This window comes from Nodosilinea sp. FACHB-141 (assembly GCF_014696135.1).
Lineage (GTDB): Bacteria > Cyanobacteriota > Cyanobacteriia > Phormidesmidales > Phormidesmidaceae > Nodosilinea.
This window is the reverse complement of record NZ_JACJPP010000007.1, coordinates 788,572-802,879: the sequence shown is the minus strand read 5'-3', so window position 1 is coordinate 802,879 and position 14,308 is coordinate 788,572. Positions and strand designations below refer to the sequence as shown.

Annotated in this window: 13 protein-coding genes; 3 read left to right on the top strand and 10 right to left on the bottom strand. The window is 57.6% G+C overall.

Going from position 1 to position 14,308, the window contains the following annotated elements; genetic code table 11:
• Positions 1–25: 25 nt before the first annotated feature.
• From lptC to H6F59_RS07045, 5 genes are all read right to left on the bottom strand, one after another.
• Positions 26–1,174 carry an LPS export ABC transporter periplasmic protein LptC gene (gene lptC / locus H6F59_RS07065; protein ID WP_242021295.1) on the bottom strand — a complete coding sequence of 383 codons (1,149 nt, stop codon included), beginning with the start codon at positions 1,172–1,174 and terminating at the stop codon, positions 26–28.
• 19 nt (positions 1,175–1,193) lie between these two features.
• Positions 1,194–1,859 carry an NYN domain-containing protein gene (locus H6F59_RS07060; RefSeq protein WP_190696874.1) on the bottom strand — a complete coding sequence of 222 codons (666 nt, stop codon included), beginning with the start codon at positions 1,857–1,859 and terminating at the stop codon, positions 1,194–1,196.
• Between the two features lie 79 nt (positions 1,860–1,938).
• Positions 1,939–3,546 carry a methionine--tRNA ligase gene (gene metG / locus H6F59_RS07055; protein WP_190696871.1) on the bottom strand — a complete coding sequence of 536 codons (1,608 nt, stop codon included), beginning with the start codon at positions 3,544–3,546 and terminating at the stop codon, positions 1,939–1,941.
• Positions 3,547–3,799: 253 nt separating this feature from the next.
• On the bottom strand, positions 3,800–4,381 hold the full coding sequence (lepB, locus tag H6F59_RS07050; protein ID WP_199325682.1) for a signal peptidase I: 582 nt from the start codon (positions 4,379–4,381) through the stop codon (positions 3,800–3,802).
• A 207-nt stretch (positions 4,382–4,588) separates the two neighbouring features.
• A complete protein-coding gene (locus H6F59_RS07045) occupies positions 4,589–5,584 on the bottom strand; it encodes a cysteine synthase A (protein WP_190696866.1) in 996 nt (331 codons plus the stop codon).
• A gap of 289 nt (positions 5,585–5,873) precedes the next feature.
• Between H6F59_RS07045 and H6F59_RS07040 the strand changes: the two genes are divergently transcribed.
• Both H6F59_RS07040 and H6F59_RS07035 read left to right on the top strand, forming a co-directional pair.
• Positions 5,874–6,647 carry an HAD-IA family hydrolase gene (locus tag H6F59_RS07040; RefSeq protein WP_190696863.1) on the top strand — a complete coding sequence of 258 codons (774 nt, stop codon included), beginning with the start codon at positions 5,874–5,876 and terminating at the stop codon, positions 6,645–6,647.
• A gap of 117 nt (positions 6,648–6,764) precedes the next feature.
• A complete protein-coding gene (locus tag H6F59_RS07035) occupies positions 6,765–7,406 on the top strand; it encodes a TenA family protein (RefSeq protein ID WP_190696860.1) in 642 nt (213 codons plus the stop codon).
• A 200-nt stretch (positions 7,407–7,606) separates the two neighbouring features.
• On the opposite strand, the gene H6F59_RS07030 is transcribed toward H6F59_RS07035, so the two are convergent.
• Positions 7,607–7,984, bottom strand: coding sequence for a nuclear transport factor 2 family protein (locus tag H6F59_RS07030; protein ID WP_190696857.1), 378 nt, complete (start codon positions 7,982–7,984; stop codon positions 7,607–7,609).
• A 181-nt stretch (positions 7,985–8,165) separates the two neighbouring features.
• On the opposite strand from H6F59_RS07030, the gene H6F59_RS07025 reads away from it, so the two are divergent.
• Positions 8,166–8,999 carry a Cof-type HAD-IIB family hydrolase gene (locus tag H6F59_RS07025; RefSeq protein ID WP_190696854.1) on the top strand — a complete coding sequence of 278 codons (834 nt, stop codon included), beginning with the start codon at positions 8,166–8,168 and terminating at the stop codon, positions 8,997–8,999.
• Here H6F59_RS07025 and H6F59_RS07020 read toward each other — a convergent pair.
• The 4 genes from H6F59_RS07020 to H6F59_RS07005 form a co-directional block, all read right to left on the bottom strand.
• Positions 8,920–9,723, bottom strand: coding sequence for a polysaccharide deacetylase family protein (locus H6F59_RS07020; RefSeq protein WP_190696849.1), 804 nt, complete (start codon positions 9,721–9,723; stop codon positions 8,920–8,922). The genes H6F59_RS07025 and H6F59_RS07020 overlap by 80 nt on opposite strands.
• A gap of 4 nt (positions 9,724–9,727) precedes the next feature.
• The gene (locus H6F59_RS07015; RefSeq protein ID WP_190696847.1) at positions 9,728–10,639 is read right to left on the bottom strand and encodes an ABC transporter permease; all 912 of its coding nucleotides are present in this window, start codon (positions 10,637–10,639) and stop codon (positions 9,728–9,730) included.
• Complete coding sequence (locus H6F59_RS07010; RefSeq protein ID WP_190696844.1) at positions 10,629–11,591, bottom strand: ABC transporter permease; 963 nt, start codon at positions 11,589–11,591, stop codon at positions 10,629–10,631. The genes H6F59_RS07015 and H6F59_RS07010 overlap by 11 nt, the downstream gene beginning before the upstream one ends.
• 173 nt (positions 11,592–11,764) lie before the next feature.
• Positions 11,765–14,293 (bottom strand): HD family phosphohydrolase, encoded by a 2,529-nt coding sequence (locus tag H6F59_RS07005; RefSeq protein WP_242021294.1) that lies wholly within the window; start codon positions 14,291–14,293, stop codon positions 11,765–11,767.
• Between the last annotated feature and the right edge of the window lie 15 nt (positions 14,294–14,308).

Genomic DNA, 14,308 nt, shown 5'->3' with positions numbered 1-14,308 from the left:
CCCCTGACACTCCACATCCCATCTCCTAATTCGGCACGATCTCGGTTACAACGCGACCCCCGTCAACCACTATGGTCTGATCATCAATGCGCCCCACGGCACGCGCACCGTTGAGATTGACGTTGGGGTTGACCTGGCGATAGTTAACGCCACCCTCAGCAACCAGGGTTTGGGTGTCTACGTTCCAGTTGAGGCGATCGCTGGTCATGCGGGCTTGATTAGCTTCGCCCACGGCCACTACGTCCTGGGAGAGAAAAATTTGCTGCGCTGCCAAATCCATGCGGCCCTGGCGGGCGGTAACCCTGATTTTATTTTCGGGATGGATCAGGGTGAGGGGCTGGTTGACGGTCACCTGCTCTTCGGCCACCTGCCAATCTAGAGCTTCGCTGGCCATATTGAGCGGAATATCCAGCATCTGCATGGCCACCTGCCCACGCAGGTTTACCAGCTGCGTAGCCAGGTTTACCGTGCCGCGCTGGCCAACTACCACATCGGTAATCGCGTTTTGCTTAAACTGCTCTACCCGCAGAGGTTGAGCACTGTCGATGCGTTCTTCCTCCCAAAACCAAGCGAGTTCCTGGGCCTGCAGCTTCAGCCAGGGCTCAGTTTTAGAATCAGCCACCGTACTGGCCACCACGTTACCGGCTAGCTCCATGCGATTTTCGCGGTTAAACACCCGTGCCTCGTCGGCCACAGCCCTGAGCTGCGGGTGGGTACCGGTAATTTGGTCGCGCATGATCAGCACATCGTTCTGGGGACGCCACTCCATTTCGTTGCCCCGCAGCACGGAGCCATTCTTAACGCCGGTGGCCACAATATTGCCGCGCAGCAAAATTACGCTGCCGTTTTCGCGCACCTCGCCGGTGTCGGCCACCACTTGATAGATAACTTCGCCGTCCTGAAACAGGTCGCCATCTGGACGCGTAATAAACGCTACCTGCTGGTCAGGGCTGTAGGTGACCTCCTTACCCTTAACCCGCCAGAGCAGTTGCCCCTGCTCATCGGGCTGCTCTAGGGTGACATCCCGCAGGGTCAGGCCCGGTGCTGGGTCTCCAGCAGCCGGGCCTTCAGCATTCGGCTTTGGGCCAAGCCCAGGACCGATCAGGCTATACAACCCCACGGCCAGAGCTGCGATCGCAGCACCACTAATCATCAACTGCCGCCATCGTGCCATGGTGCTGCGCCTGTAAACACTACTCGCTGATTGTCACGCCGTCGTCTACCGCATCGTCGGCAGTCGCTAGGTTAGACAGAGGGCGGTAGGTGTAGCTGTGACTTGCAGAGTTGCGGGGCATTTTTCTAATGTCGTCTTTGATCCCTTCGAGATCGATGTAGCGATCGGCCACGTTGATCAGACTATCGCTGGTCATAGATCGCAGGCTCACCACCTCGACCCGCGCCCCCCGGTAGCTAGCGGCATCGGCAGCATAGGCCAAATCGCCATCACCGCTGACCAGCACGGCAGTATCGTAGTAGCCGACCAGGGCCACCAAATCCACCGCTATTTCGACATCGAGATTGGCTTTTTTCGAGCCATCGGGCAGCTGCACCAGGTCTTTGGCAATCACCCGATAGCCGTTGCGCCGCATCCACAGCAAAAAGCCCTGCTGCTTTTCGTTCGTGCGGTCTACTCCAGTGTAGAAAAATGACCGAAACAGCCGCGAGCCAGCCGTGAGCTTGCACAGCAGCTTGGTGTAGTCAATCTCAATGCCCAACTGCAGAGCTGCGTAAAACAGGTTCGAACCATCAATAAAAATGGCTACCCGGCCCCGATTTTCGAGCACTTGCTCAGGGGTGAAAATGGCGTCTTCGCCAAGTAAAGAGTGGTTATTTAAGGAGTGGCTGTGACTATCTAACATGGGTTTTTATTAGGGTGTTAAATCGATTTGAAAACAAACGAGCAAAAACAAACGTGAAACGAGCTGGAGCGGTTTTAGGCTAGGGATTGCCCACGGGTTCGGGCAGTTCCAAGCGCTGAAATACGGGGGAGGCTTCTCCCAAAATCTGAGCAGGGGGCAAATAGCCCCAGGCAGCATGGTCGGCATAGTTAATCTGCTGACCGATGGCTTTGTCGTCAAAATCTATGGCAAAGCCGAGCTGAGCATAAATTTGGTTGCTGATGCCAGGGATCATCGGTGACAGCAAATAGGCGGCCTGTCGCACCGACTCCAGCACGGCGTATAGAACGGCTTCGGTTTCGGCCTGTTTGCCCTGTTTGTAGAGACTCCAGGGAGCTTGCTCATCAAGGAACTTGTTGCTGGCCTGCACTAGCGCCAAAATTGCGGTACAGGCCTGACTAAAGGCCAGGTAAGTGTAAGCCTCAAAGACAGTTTTAGGCAGCGCTGTGCCGATCGCCCGCAGAGAATGATCAGCCGCAATGCTTTGAGGATCAACATCAGGCACATGGCCATCGCAGTAGCGCCCGGCCATCTTTAAGGTGCGGTTGAGCAGATTGCCCAGATCGTTAGCTAGGTCGGCATTCAGCACATTGATGAAGCGGGTTTCGTTGAAATCGCCATCTTTGCCAAACTCGATTTCGCGCAGAAAGTAGTAGCGCACCGCATCGGGGCCATAGGTTTCCACCAGCGCCACTGGGTCCAGGGTGTTGCCCTGGCTCTTGCCCATCTTTTGGCCGTCCTTAGTCAAAAAGCCGTGGCTAAACACCCGCCCTGGCAGCGGCAGCCCCGCCGACATCAGCATGGCTGGCCAGGAGATGGCGTGAAACCGCAGAATGTCTTTTCCGGTCAGGTGAATATTCACAGGCCACCACTTGGCCACTGCCTGCTCCAGGCTCGGTGGTTCGCTGGGGTCTTGCAGAGCCGTTAGGTAGCCTAGTAATGCGTCAAACCAGACGTAGAGGGTTTGCTCAGGATCGGTGGGTACTGGAAAACCCCAGTCGAGGTTGATGCGCGAAATTGAGAAGTCTTGCAATCCCTGTTTCACAAAGCCCAGCACCTCGTTGCGACGGGCCTCGGGCTGAATAAAGTCGGGCTGACTAGCGTAGAGCTGCTCTAGCTGATCTTGATATTTCGACAGCTTAAAAAAGTAGTTTGACTCATCACGCCACTCCACCGGCTTGTTGGTGTGAATGGCACAGTGCTGGTTGGGCAGCAGATCGCGCTCTTCTTTAAACTCTTCGCAGGAAACACAGTACCAGCCCTGCTGCTGGCCCTTATAGATGTCTCCCTGATCCCACAGGCGCTGAAAAAACTCGTTGACGATGACGTTGTGGCGGGGGGCAGTGGTGCGAATGAAGCGATCGCAGTCGATGTTCAGCAATTCCCACAGACGCTCAAACCCAGCCACAAACTCGTCGCAATGTTCCTGGGGTGAAACACCGCGCTCTTCGGCAGTGCGCTGAATTTTTTGGCCGTGTTCATCGGTGCCGGTAATCATCAGCACCGGATGCCCCATCAGCCGATAGAATCGAGCCACTACGTCGGCGGCAATGGTGGTGTAGGCGCTGCCGATATGGGGCAAGCCGTTGACGTAATACAGCGGCGTAGTAATAGCAAAGGGCGGTTGGTCGACAGGGGTAAAAGTCATACAAAAACTGAAACATCAGCCCACTCAGGGGCCCAGAGATAACAGCAACGATCGGTGCGCTAGCCTCTAGACAAAAGGCTGTAGACTAAACCCGACAAATACTAAGGATAGCAGCGCCAGGAAAAAGCTAAACCGAGGCCCCTTGCAAACCCAAAAGCCCAAGCTAGAATCTTAGACTGCTATGTTAAGGTTCCCTGAATAAGCCCCAGAAGTTTTAAGCATCTGGCTTGACCCCCGCCCTAAAAATTGTCAATCAATCGTCAAGCAGGCCCAGGCGATCGGGCGGCCAAAACCGTACCACTGCTTTACCAATGATGTTTTCCTGGGGCACAAATCCCCAGGCGTGGCTGTCGTAGCTGCTGTTGCGATTGTCGCCCAGCACTAAGTACGAAGCTTCGGGCACTTCTTCAGGCCCCCACTGGTAATCAGGCGCAGCTTTGATGTAGGGCTCAGTCAGCACCTCACCATTGCGAATCACCTCACCATTGCGTACCTCGACCACGTCACCCGGCAGACCAATAATGCGCTTAATAAACGCGTCTCGGCGCTTTCCGGGGGGCGTGAGGCTGTCGGGCGGCCAAAACACTACAACATCCCCATGTTCGGGGGGGTTGAGGTGATAGCTAATCTTTTCGATCACGAGGCGATCGTTGATTTGCAACGTGGGCTCCATTGAGCCCGAGGGAATGTAGCGCGCCTCTGCCACAAAATGTCGGATACCCAGGGCCAAGAACACACTCAGCACGATGGTTTGCAGCCCTTCCACCCATGGATTTGGTTGGGGTGCCTGCTGCTTTTGAGCCGGACCTGAATTTAGAGAGGACTCGGGCGGCAGCGAAGATTTATCAGACTGATCGGTCACAGGTGTGTCCCCGAAGATACAGAGAAAGATTAGCCCCAGTAGCTCCCAGGGCAAAATCGCCCCAGACGTACCCGCTAGGCCTGTCCTAGTGTAGTCGATCTACTTTGCAACCATCTGTCTCGGGTAGACGGTTGGTTGCAGAGATAACAGACAGCAGATTTGGCTTCCCCAAAGCGCTTTCTAAGGTGTGGCGGGAGCCAAATCCTCAGACCACAGCCCCTTTTCTTCTAGCCAGGGACGGCTGTAGATGCGCGACTGGTAGCGGGAGCCACCATCGCACAGCACGGTGACAATTTTGTGGCCGGGGCCAAGCTGCTGGGCTAGTTTTACCGCCGCTGCTACGTTGATGCCTACTGAACCGCCCATGAACAGCCCGTCGTTATAGAGCAGCTGATAGATGGTGCGCAGCGCCTCGGGGTCTTCGATTTGGATAGCATCGTCGATGGGCACCCCTTCCATGTTGGCGGTGATGCGGCTGTTGCCGATGCCCTCGGTAATGGAGCCGCCCTCGATGTGAACCTCGCCGGTTTTGACGTAGCTGTAGAGGCCGCTGCCCATGGGATCAGCCACTACGCAGCGAATGCTGGGGTTTTTCTCTTTCAGAAACATGGCTACGCCAGCGTAGGTGCCACCGGTACCCGTAGCCGCTACCCAGCCGTCAATGGTACCCTCGGTTTGCGCCCAAATTTCAGGGCCGGTGGTTTCGTAGTGGGCCAAGCGGTTGGCCAAATTGTCAAACTGGTTGGCCCAAACGGCGTTGTCAAGCTCCGCCGCCAGGCGACCTGAGAGCCTTACGTAATTGTTGGGGTCACGGTAGGGCACGGCGGGGACGGTGCGGACCTCAGCGCCGAGGGTGCGCAGCAGGTCGATTTTTTCTTGCGACTGGGTGTCGGGGATGACGATGAGGCAGCGGTAGCCCTTGGCATTGCAGATGTGGGCCATGCCAATGCCGGTGTTGCCGGCGGTGCCTTCCACGACGGTGCCGCCGGGCTTGAGCAGCCCCTTCCTCTCGGCGTCTTCGACAATGTAGAGTGCAGCGCGATCTTTGACCGAGCCACCGGGGTTGAGAAACTCTGCTTTGCCCAGAATGTCGCAGCCAGTGGCCTCGCTCACGCTGTTGAGGCGAATGAGGGGAGTGTTGCCAACTGTGGCGACAAAACCTTGTTTGATATCCATGCCTTTCGTAACCGTTGACAACAGCCTGTTCGGGGCCAGGCGATCGCCCAGCCTAGAACCTGCCTAAGGCTACACCCCCAGCGCAGGTCGCCTCTTCATCCTACGGTGAAACGGCTGGCTTCTCGGCTAGAATTGACAGTTTTCTGAGGTTCTATCGACAAGTTCAGCTTATCGGTAGATTTTTCTGACCGGCAAAATTCTCCTTCTGGATTTGGCCCTTCTAGACGTAGATTTGGTTTAGCGTTGCGATCGCTTACGCTATTATCCTTGCCCCCTGCCTTGTGCCACGATGAAAACCCTTGAGGCGCTAATTTTTGATGTCGATGGCACCCTGGCCGAAACCGAGCGCGACGGCCACCGCGTTGCCTTTAACCAAGCGTTTCAAGAGTTTGGTCTGCGCTGGCACTGGCCCGTGGGTCTCTATGGGCAGCTGCTGCGGGTAGCGGGGGGCAAAGAGCGTATTCGCCATTACATTCAGCGCTACCAGCCCAAGTTTGAAACTGAGAATATCGACGAACTAGTGGTGGCCCTACACCAGGCCAAGGCCAAGCACTTTCAAGCGCTGGTCGAGAGCCACGTGATTCCGCTGCGGCCGGGGGTGCGGCGGCTGATTGAGGCGGCACAAAGGGAGGGGGTGCGGTTGGCGATCGCTACCACCAGCGCCAAAGACAGCGTCATCCCCCTGCTCGAACATCTGCTGGGGCCAGACTCACCCGGCTGGTTTGAGATGATCGCGGCCGGAGACATGGTGACCACCAAAAAACCCGCCCCCGACATCTACAATCTCGTGATCGATGCGATGAATCTCAACCCCGCCACCTGTTTGGTGATTGAAGACAGCCCCCAGGGCCTAGAAGCAGCGACTGCCGCCGGGCTCCCCACCGTGGTTACCGTCAACGACTACACCCGCAACTATGCTCTGCCCGGCGCTCGCCTGGTCATTAGTCATCTGGGCGAACCCAGCCTCCCCTTTGAAGTCCTTTGGGGCAAGGCCAACAACGCCTACTATTTCTCTCTAGATCTGGCCCAGGCACTGTTGTCGCCCCAAGCCACCCAAGGGTAAAGACTTTTATAGACCCAAGTTTTTTGGCAAGTCTCCCTCAGAGACACGCCATGCGCCCCTACCTTAAGTATCTCAGCCATCTCCCTACCCCTTCACCCATCTACCCATCCACTCCCCATGTCCCTCTCCCTAGCCCTCTGGCACGCCAACAATGACCTAGCCCAGGCCTGCCTGCACCATCCCTTCGTCCAGGGCATTGGCGACGGCACCCTGCCGGTGGAAAAATTTGCTTACTACGTGGGGCAAGACGCTTTTTTTCTCGAAGCCTTTGCCCGCGCCTACAGCATCGCTGCTGCCAAAGCGGAAACCTGGCAAGACTTTCAGGTATTTCATCAGCTGGCTGATGGGGTGCTGGCCGAGCTAACTCTGCACGGCAGCTACGCCCAGGAATGGGGCGTAGACCTAACTACTGTTACCCCTGGTGCGGCCACCCGTCGCTACACCGATTTCTTGCTCAGCACCGCTTGGGGGCAAGCGCCCGGAGCAACGGCGGTGGCGATGGCCCCCTGCATGCGGCTCTACGCCTTTTTAGGTCAGTCTCTGGCAAAACGTAGCCCGCCGCCCCACCGCTATAGCCCCTGGATTGACACCTACAGCAGCGACCAGTTTGAACCCTTGGCCGCCCAGCTCGAAGCGCTGATTGATCATTCAACAGCAGATAACGCCAGCAACCAGACCGCCTACCGCTATGCAATGGAATGCGAACTCGCCTTTTTTGAAGCCGCTTGGCAGATAGGCAGCTTACAACCACAAGAATGACATCTTTAGGGATGGCTCAAGGGATAAACGTAGGTTAGGACAAGGTTTTAGCGCATTGATAGCAGTTGATCAGCCTAGAGGGTGGCAGGTCAAATGTCTCTGCTAGTTGCCAGGTTTTGTATGCAGGCGATCGCTGTTTAGGTAATAGCTTCTAACGACTCTACGTTCACCACTGGGCAAATTTCAGAAAGTTTAAACATTCAAACCATTGCGGTAGCGCTGCCACCAATAATTTGCCAACCGCTTCTGTCTCTACGCCAAACTCTCATGTAGCGGTAATCCCCTGCGAAGGCATTTCCTGAATACGTGCCGCTCAAGAAAACGTGAGCCGACGCAAGAGCAAAGTGTTCGCTCAAAACTCGTATCTCTAGCCCTTTAGGCACAAACTCGTGAAACTGAGTACCACCAGTACGATGCAAATCTAAATCCATCGCTTTGGTTGCCAGTTCACCAGTTGGCCCGGCGAAAAGCAGATCGTCGGCAATGAGCAGATCTAATTCAGCTACATCGGAGGCCGACATTGCGGCGTAAAGTCGCGCTTCACACTCGCGAATTTGAGTTTCAATTTCTGAATCCATATTTCTTACTACAGTCTTGACTACACTTAGCTAATCATTACCGATCGCTCTATCAAGGTGCCTCCGCCAATTGCTTTTGGGACTGTGATGATGCCATTTAGTGTAGCTATTGCACTGTTCACTAGTGGTGAAATTGTCTCGGCCAGAGATAATAGACGCGGAACCCTCTACTGGTTGACCCATGATTGCCGATATTCGTCTACTCGTGCTCGATATCGATGGCACCCTGGCTGGCGTGTCTAACCAGATCAGCGAGCCGGTGCTGGAGGCGGTGCGAGAGGTGCAGCAGCGGGGGATTGCGGTGGCGATCGCCACCGGCCGCATGTATCAGTCGGCCTTGCGATTCTACGAGGTGGTGGGCTCTACCCTGCCGCTGATGGCCTACCAGGGAGCGTTCATCAAAGACCCCAACACGCAGAAATTGCACCGCCACACCCCGCTACCCCGGCGGCTGGCCCTCGAAATTCTCGCCTACCTGGCGCCGATGGAGGCTAACAACGACCTGTCGATTCACCTCTACATCGACGACCAGCTCCACGTGCGGGCAATTATTGAAGACACCAAGGCCTACGCCGTGCGATCGGGTGTTAACCCGATCGCAGCGGGAGATCTGGCCGCGCTCTTGACGGGCAACGTCGCCATCGAAACCACCAAGCTACTCACCCTCAGCGAAAACGTAGACCTGCTAAGCGACATTCTTAGCGAGCTGGGGCAGCGCTATCCCCTCGATGACCTGTATCTGACGCGATCGGTGGAATATTTTGTCGAGGCTACCCATCCCAAAGCCAACAAGGGCGAGGCGGTGCGGTTTTTGGCCGAAGACCTGCTGGGCCTCAAGCCCGACCAGGTGATGACCGTGGGCGACAACTACAACGACCTCGAAATGCTGCGCTACGCGGGCATTGGTGTGGCCATGGGCGATGCCCCGGAGCCGGTCAAGCAGGGGGCTGACTGGGTGGCACCGGGGGTTGAGGCGGATGGGGTGGCGGCGGCGCTGCGGGAGTTTCTGCTGTAGGTTGGGCCGGGCTGTCAACCGGCAGGCTGTCATACAGTTCCGAGAGGGTGCCAACGCGGTAGCCCTGGCGATCGATCAGCGCCAGCAGAGTGGGCAGAGCATAGGCGGTCTGAACGCAGCGCTCCATTGAGCCGCCGTGCATGACAAAAATTGCCCCCGGAAAAATAAACTGCGCCAGGTACCAGGTATTGAGGTTGGGCTTGCTAAGGCTTCGCATAGTGTCGAAGGGAATCATTGAAGCTAAGGCCACTAGCGACTCGTAACCGGGAGCAAGCCGAATGTGATCAACCATGGCCCGGTTGTAGAGGCCGCGCCCAGGGCGATACCAGCGCAGGGGTTGCTGAATCAAGTCGGTGATGCGATCGTGGGCCTCTTGAAAGTGGCGAGCAAACTGAGCCGGCTGCAAGATAGCTGGGGTAGTGTCGGTGGTGCCGTGGTTGGCGATCTCGTGGCCGCTGGCGAGAATGTCTTGCAGAATCGTGCTGCCAGGGTTGAGGTGGTCGGTAATGACGAAGAACGTGGCGCGCACCGGCTGTTTGGCGGTGCGGTTGTAGGTATCCAACGCGTTGAGAATCAGCCGGGTGGAGGCATCGTCGCGATCGCCCGGCGTCGGCACATCGTCAATGGTCAGCGCTACGAGGGGAGCTTTAGTCGGCGCATAGAACAGCGCATCCGGAAACATCCGGGCAACCTGGGTCAGCAGTTGATGGTGGGGAGGAGCCATAGCATTAGCGGCTGGTAGGATCTAGACTATCGCGGAGGCGATCGCCCAGCGTGTTGATGCAAAGGACTGTGAGAAAAATTGCCAGACCTGGGACCAGCACCAAGTAGGGAGCGCTCTCAATATAGTTTTGGGCGTCGTAGAGCATGCGTCCCCAAGTGGGCACGTCAGGGGGAAATCCTACCCCTAAAAAACTCAGCGTCGACTCGGCCAAGAGGGCATTGCCAACACCAATAGTCGCCGCCACAATCACCGGCCCGAGGATGTTGGGCAGCAGATGGGTTTTGACAATTCCCCAGGGTCTCGCCCCCAAGGCCACGGCCGCCTGTACAAAGGTGCGCTGCTTCAGGCTCAAAAACCCGGCCCGCACCAGCCGGGCCACCGACATCCAACTCAAGCCGCCAATTAGCAGCACAATCAGCAAAAAAATGCCCCGCTCTGGCCCTAGGGCGCGGCGCACCGGGTCGCCCAGCAGGTAGACCACCAGCAGCACCAAGGGCAGCTGCGGCAGTGCCAAAAACAGGTCGGTGACCCGCATTAAAACAACATCCACCCAACCGCCGCAGAATCCGGCCAGAGCACCAATAACCACCCCTAAACTAATGCCCACTAGGGTAGCTGCTAGCCCCACCGCCAGCGAAATGCGGCCCCCAATCAGCAGCCGAGCCAGTTGATCTTGGCCCAGGTCGTTGGTGCCAAAGGGCTGCCCCGCACCAGGCGGCAAAAAGGCGCGGCCAAAGTCGATGGTGCTGGGAGAACCGGGGTAGAGGATGGGGCCGAGAGCGATCGCCAGCATCAAAATCCCTAGCACCACCAGGGCAAGTTGGGCGGTGCGATCGCCCCACAACCGCTCCCATACCCGATTTTTGCTTCCCACAGGAGCCACAGCTCTCGGCGCCAGGTCGGTATCAGTGGCCATAGCGCACCCGAGGGTCAATGATGCCGTAGAGAATGTCGGCCACCAAGTTAAACGCCACCACCAGCACCGCGTAGATAAACGCAATCCCCATCACCACTGGCGTATCGCTGCGGTAGATCGACTCGATCAGCAGCGCCCCAATCCCCGGCACCCGAAACACTTGCTCTGTCACCAGCGCCCCCGTAAAAATTGTCGGAATATCCAGCGCCACCAGCGTCACCACCGGAATCAGCGCATTACGCAGCATGTGCAAGGTGACAATGCGCCAGCGGCCCAGCCCCTTTGCCCGCGCCGTTTTCACATAGTTCTGCGGAATTTCTTCAAGCATGGCAGCCCGCACAAAGCGCAGCAGCACCGCCGTTTGAAACAGCACCAGAGTTGCGATCGGCATAATTGACTGCTTCAGCCACCGCCCCAAGGTCGCGGCATCACTCACTACCAGCTGGTTGTCGTAGATAAAGGGCAACCACCCTAGCCGCACGCTCAATACAATGATCAGCACCAGCCCCGAAAAAAACGGCGGCGTCGAAAACCCCATAAACGCCAGCGTCGTAATCGCCCGATCGATCCAGGTGTTGTGCCGCAGCGCCGCCACAATCCCTAAAGGCAGAGCCAGGGCCACACTCAACAGATAGGCCACCCCGATCACCCACAGCGTCACCGGCAACCGCTGGGCAATCAGCTCTGCCACCGGCAGACGACTGGTAAACGAATAGCCCAGGTTACCGCTAAACAACGCCACCGTCCATTTCAAATAACGAATAGGAATAGGCTGGTCAAGACCGAGCGATCGCATAATATTCTCCCGCACCTCTGGCGTAATCGCCGGATTCGTCGCCAGATCCCCCAGGGGATTGCTGGGTGCCAGCGCCAAGATGAAGAAGATCACCGCGCTAATCGCCAGCAACGTGGGAATAGCGATCAGCAGGCGTTTGAGCAAGTAGCCGAGCATTGGCAGGTGAAGGGGTGGATGGGCAGGGGGTGGAAGGGTGGATGGGTAAAGAGATAGGGGATTGGAACGGGAATTAGTGGTATCTTCACCGCTGCGCGGCCCAGCATCTTCACCTTTCTATCGCTTCACCTATCCGCTCATCCACCCTCCCACTCTCCCACCCATCCACTCCCCTACCCCGCCCTCGGCGCCAACGCCGCCTTCGGGTAGGCAATCCGCTTGTGGTTATACTGCTGCCACACCTGCACAAAAATTTCGGCAATCAGGGTCATGTGGTCGCGAGTGAGGCCTGATTCTACCAGCTGGTTATCTTTCCAGCGGGCGCGCAGAATACGGTTGACCATGGCCAAGGCCTCGTCGGGGGTGGCATTGGTGAGCGATCGCAGCGCTGCCTCGCAGGAGTCAGCCAGCATGACAATGCCGGTCTCAGGCGACTGAGGAATGGGGCCATCGTAGCGGAAGTCAGCTTCTTGAACCGTCAGGGCCGGTTCATGTTTGGCCAATTCTTGCGCCTGGTGGTAGAAGTAGCTGATCAACATCGTGCCCTGGTGCTCGGGAATGAACGATCGCACCGCCTTGGGCAGCCGACATTTGCGGGCCATCACAATGCCCTCAGTAACGTGCTTTTTGATAATGATGGCGCTGAGCCAGGGGTCGTTGAGTTCGTCGTGTTTGTTGGGGCCACCCATCTGATTTTCGATGAAACCCTGGGGGTCGTGCATTTTGCCAATGTCGTGGTAGAGCGTACCGGCCCGCACCAGCTCGACGTTGCAGCCCAGGGCACGGGCAGCAGCCTCGGCCAGGCTCGACACAAACACCGTGTGCTGAAAGGTGCCCGGCGCTTCGGAGGCCAACCGCTTCAGCATGGGGCGGTTGGGGCTCGACAGCTCGGCCAGGCGAATTGGGGTAACGAGGTCAAACAGGTGCTCTAGATAAGGGCTCAACCCCTGGGCGGCAATGCTAGAAATCACCCCATAGATGCCTTGAAGGGCGGCCCCGGTGAGCATAACTGACCCAGCAGAAATTAAAGACACCGGGCTCACTACCAGGGTCAGCAGCAGGTAAACCACGCCCTGAGTGAGGCCGACACCACCGCCTAGCAGGGCTAGCTCTTCACGCGATCGCATGCGGCTGGCCAGCAGACTGCACACCAGAGCCCCTGCCGCCCCCGCCATAAACGAAATGCTGCTCACTGCCGACCCCACCGGCAGCAGCACTGCCACTAGCACCACCAGCGTGCCGCCCAGTACCGGGCCGTAGAAGCTGCCCGCCAAAAGACCGATGGCCGGTAACCCGTAGGCCGCTACCCCAAAAATTTGCATCACTCCGGTGCTGACCACCATCGCCGACAGCAGCAGATAGTCTTTTTGGCGCAGCCGCTGGGGCACCCAGTGTTCAACTAGCAAAAACAGACCCACTCCACCCGCCACTAGCCCACCAAACATGGCCAGTCCCCAGTAGTTAAAGCGGCGTTGGCTAAGGTTGAAGCTGTCGAGCAGCACAAACTGTTCCTGGCTGATGGGTTCTCCAGACGAGACAATCAGCTCGCCCTGCTGCGCCTCTATAATCACCGGCCTCACGGCCTCTGCGGCCATGTCGGCCTGCTGCCGAGTGCGATCGCTATCTTCGACCAGGTTTGGCTCTAGGGTCGAGAGCAAGAGCTGGCGAGCCAGGGGCTCGATTGGGCGAGGCAAGGTGTCTTTGAGCTGAAGGTAGGCTGCCCGGTCGAGCATTTCGGGCGGCAGTCCAGCATGAATGCCTTGGGCTAGCATGCGCTCTGCGGCTTTGCGAATCTCGACTTGAGCGTTGACCCAGTCTTGCAGCGGTAGATCGAACAGGGGAGGAGCCTCGGCAACGCCTTCGGCTTGGGCGGCCAGCAGCGTTAAATTGGCCATCGCCTCTTGATAGCTCTGGCGAGACTTTTCCACCGCCGTCAGCAGTTTCGCCAGCTCTTGACTACTAGACCGCTGACCATAGGCCCACAGTTCCCCCAGGGCTGTCTGCTGATCGGGGGTGATGGTTTGGTTGCGCAGCAGCATTGCTAAAGGCACCTGCTCGCCTCTGGCGCTGTCGTCAGCTAGGGGGTCGATAAGGCTGCGCAGCTTGAGCCAAGTGGCATCGTCAGAGCGGCGCAGATAAACCTGCACCTGAGTCGACAGTTTGCTGGTGGGCACAAAGGGCACTCCGCCAGCCTGGCGGCGGATATCGCCCACTTGATCCATCAACGCGTTGAGCGACCGCAGCACCGAGTCATCGACGGTGGGGTCAACCCGGAGCACTTGAAGGGCACCGTTGCGGGCATCGCGACGACGCTCTTCGGTGGTTTCTTTGTCTTCTACTCGCACCGTGCTTGGGGCCAGCACGGTATTGGGGGCAATGCTGCCCACCTGCAATCCTGGCTGATTGTAGAAACGCTGCCCCAGAATGGCCGTTAGCCCTAGCGCAGCGACCGCAAAGGCAAAGCGGGGATAGCGAATATTTTTGCGCCGCCGTAGGGGGCGACAGGGCTGAGGCCAGACCTCAAAACGGCGCTGGGCTGAGGTAGCGATTGCCTCCGTATCCACCGCCTCCACATTCAGGGATAGCGATCGCGGCGACAGCGTAGAACGCGGTGTAGTCGGCTTCATTGCCTGCTGCTCTAGGGCCCACCAGCGCTCGACCGCAGCCACAATGTCCTGAATTGCCTTCATAAATTGAGACATTTAAAGGGGGCGGGC

Excerpts from the sequence above, each read along its gene's own strand:
- lptC (WP_242021295.1), bottom strand. The coding sequence starts at position 1,174 with ATGGCACGATGGCGGCAGTTGATGATTAGTGGTGCTGCGATCGCAGCT.
- H6F59_RS07005 (WP_242021294.1), bottom strand. The coding sequence starts at position 14,293 with ATGTCTCAATTTATGAAGGCAATTCAGGACATTGTGGCTGCGGTCGAG.
- H6F59_RS07060 (WP_190696874.1), bottom strand. The coding sequence starts at position 1,859 with ATGTTAGATAGTCACAGCCACTCCTTAAATAACCACTCTTTACTTGGC.
- H6F59_RS07045 (WP_190696866.1), bottom strand. The coding sequence starts at position 5,584 with ATGGATATCAAACAAGGTTTTGTCGCCACAGTTGGCAACACTCCCCTC.
- metG (WP_190696871.1), bottom strand. The coding sequence starts at position 3,546 with ATGACTTTTACCCCTGTCGACCAACCGCCCTTTGCTATTACTACGCCG.
- H6F59_RS07015 (WP_190696847.1), bottom strand. The coding sequence starts at position 10,639 with ATGGCCACTGATACCGACCTGGCGCCGAGAGCTGTGGCTCCTGTGGGA.
- H6F59_RS07020 (WP_190696849.1), bottom strand. The coding sequence starts at position 9,723 with ATGGCTCCTCCCCACCATCAACTGCTGACCCAGGTTGCCCGGATGTTT.
- H6F59_RS07010 (WP_190696844.1), bottom strand. The coding sequence starts at position 11,591 with ATGCTCGGCTACTTGCTCAAACGCCTGCTGATCGCTATTCCCACGTTG.
- H6F59_RS07025 (WP_190696854.1), top strand. The coding sequence starts at position 8,166 with ATGATTGCCGATATTCGTCTACTCGTGCTCGATATCGATGGCACCCTG.
- H6F59_RS07035 (WP_190696860.1), top strand. The coding sequence starts at position 6,765 with ATGTCCCTCTCCCTAGCCCTCTGGCACGCCAACAATGACCTAGCCCAG.
- H6F59_RS07030 (WP_190696857.1), bottom strand. The coding sequence starts at position 7,984 with ATGGATTCAGAAATTGAAACTCAAATTCGCGAGTGTGAAGCGCGACTT.
- H6F59_RS07040 (WP_190696863.1), top strand. The coding sequence starts at position 5,874 with ATGAAAACCCTTGAGGCGCTAATTTTTGATGTCGATGGCACCCTGGCC.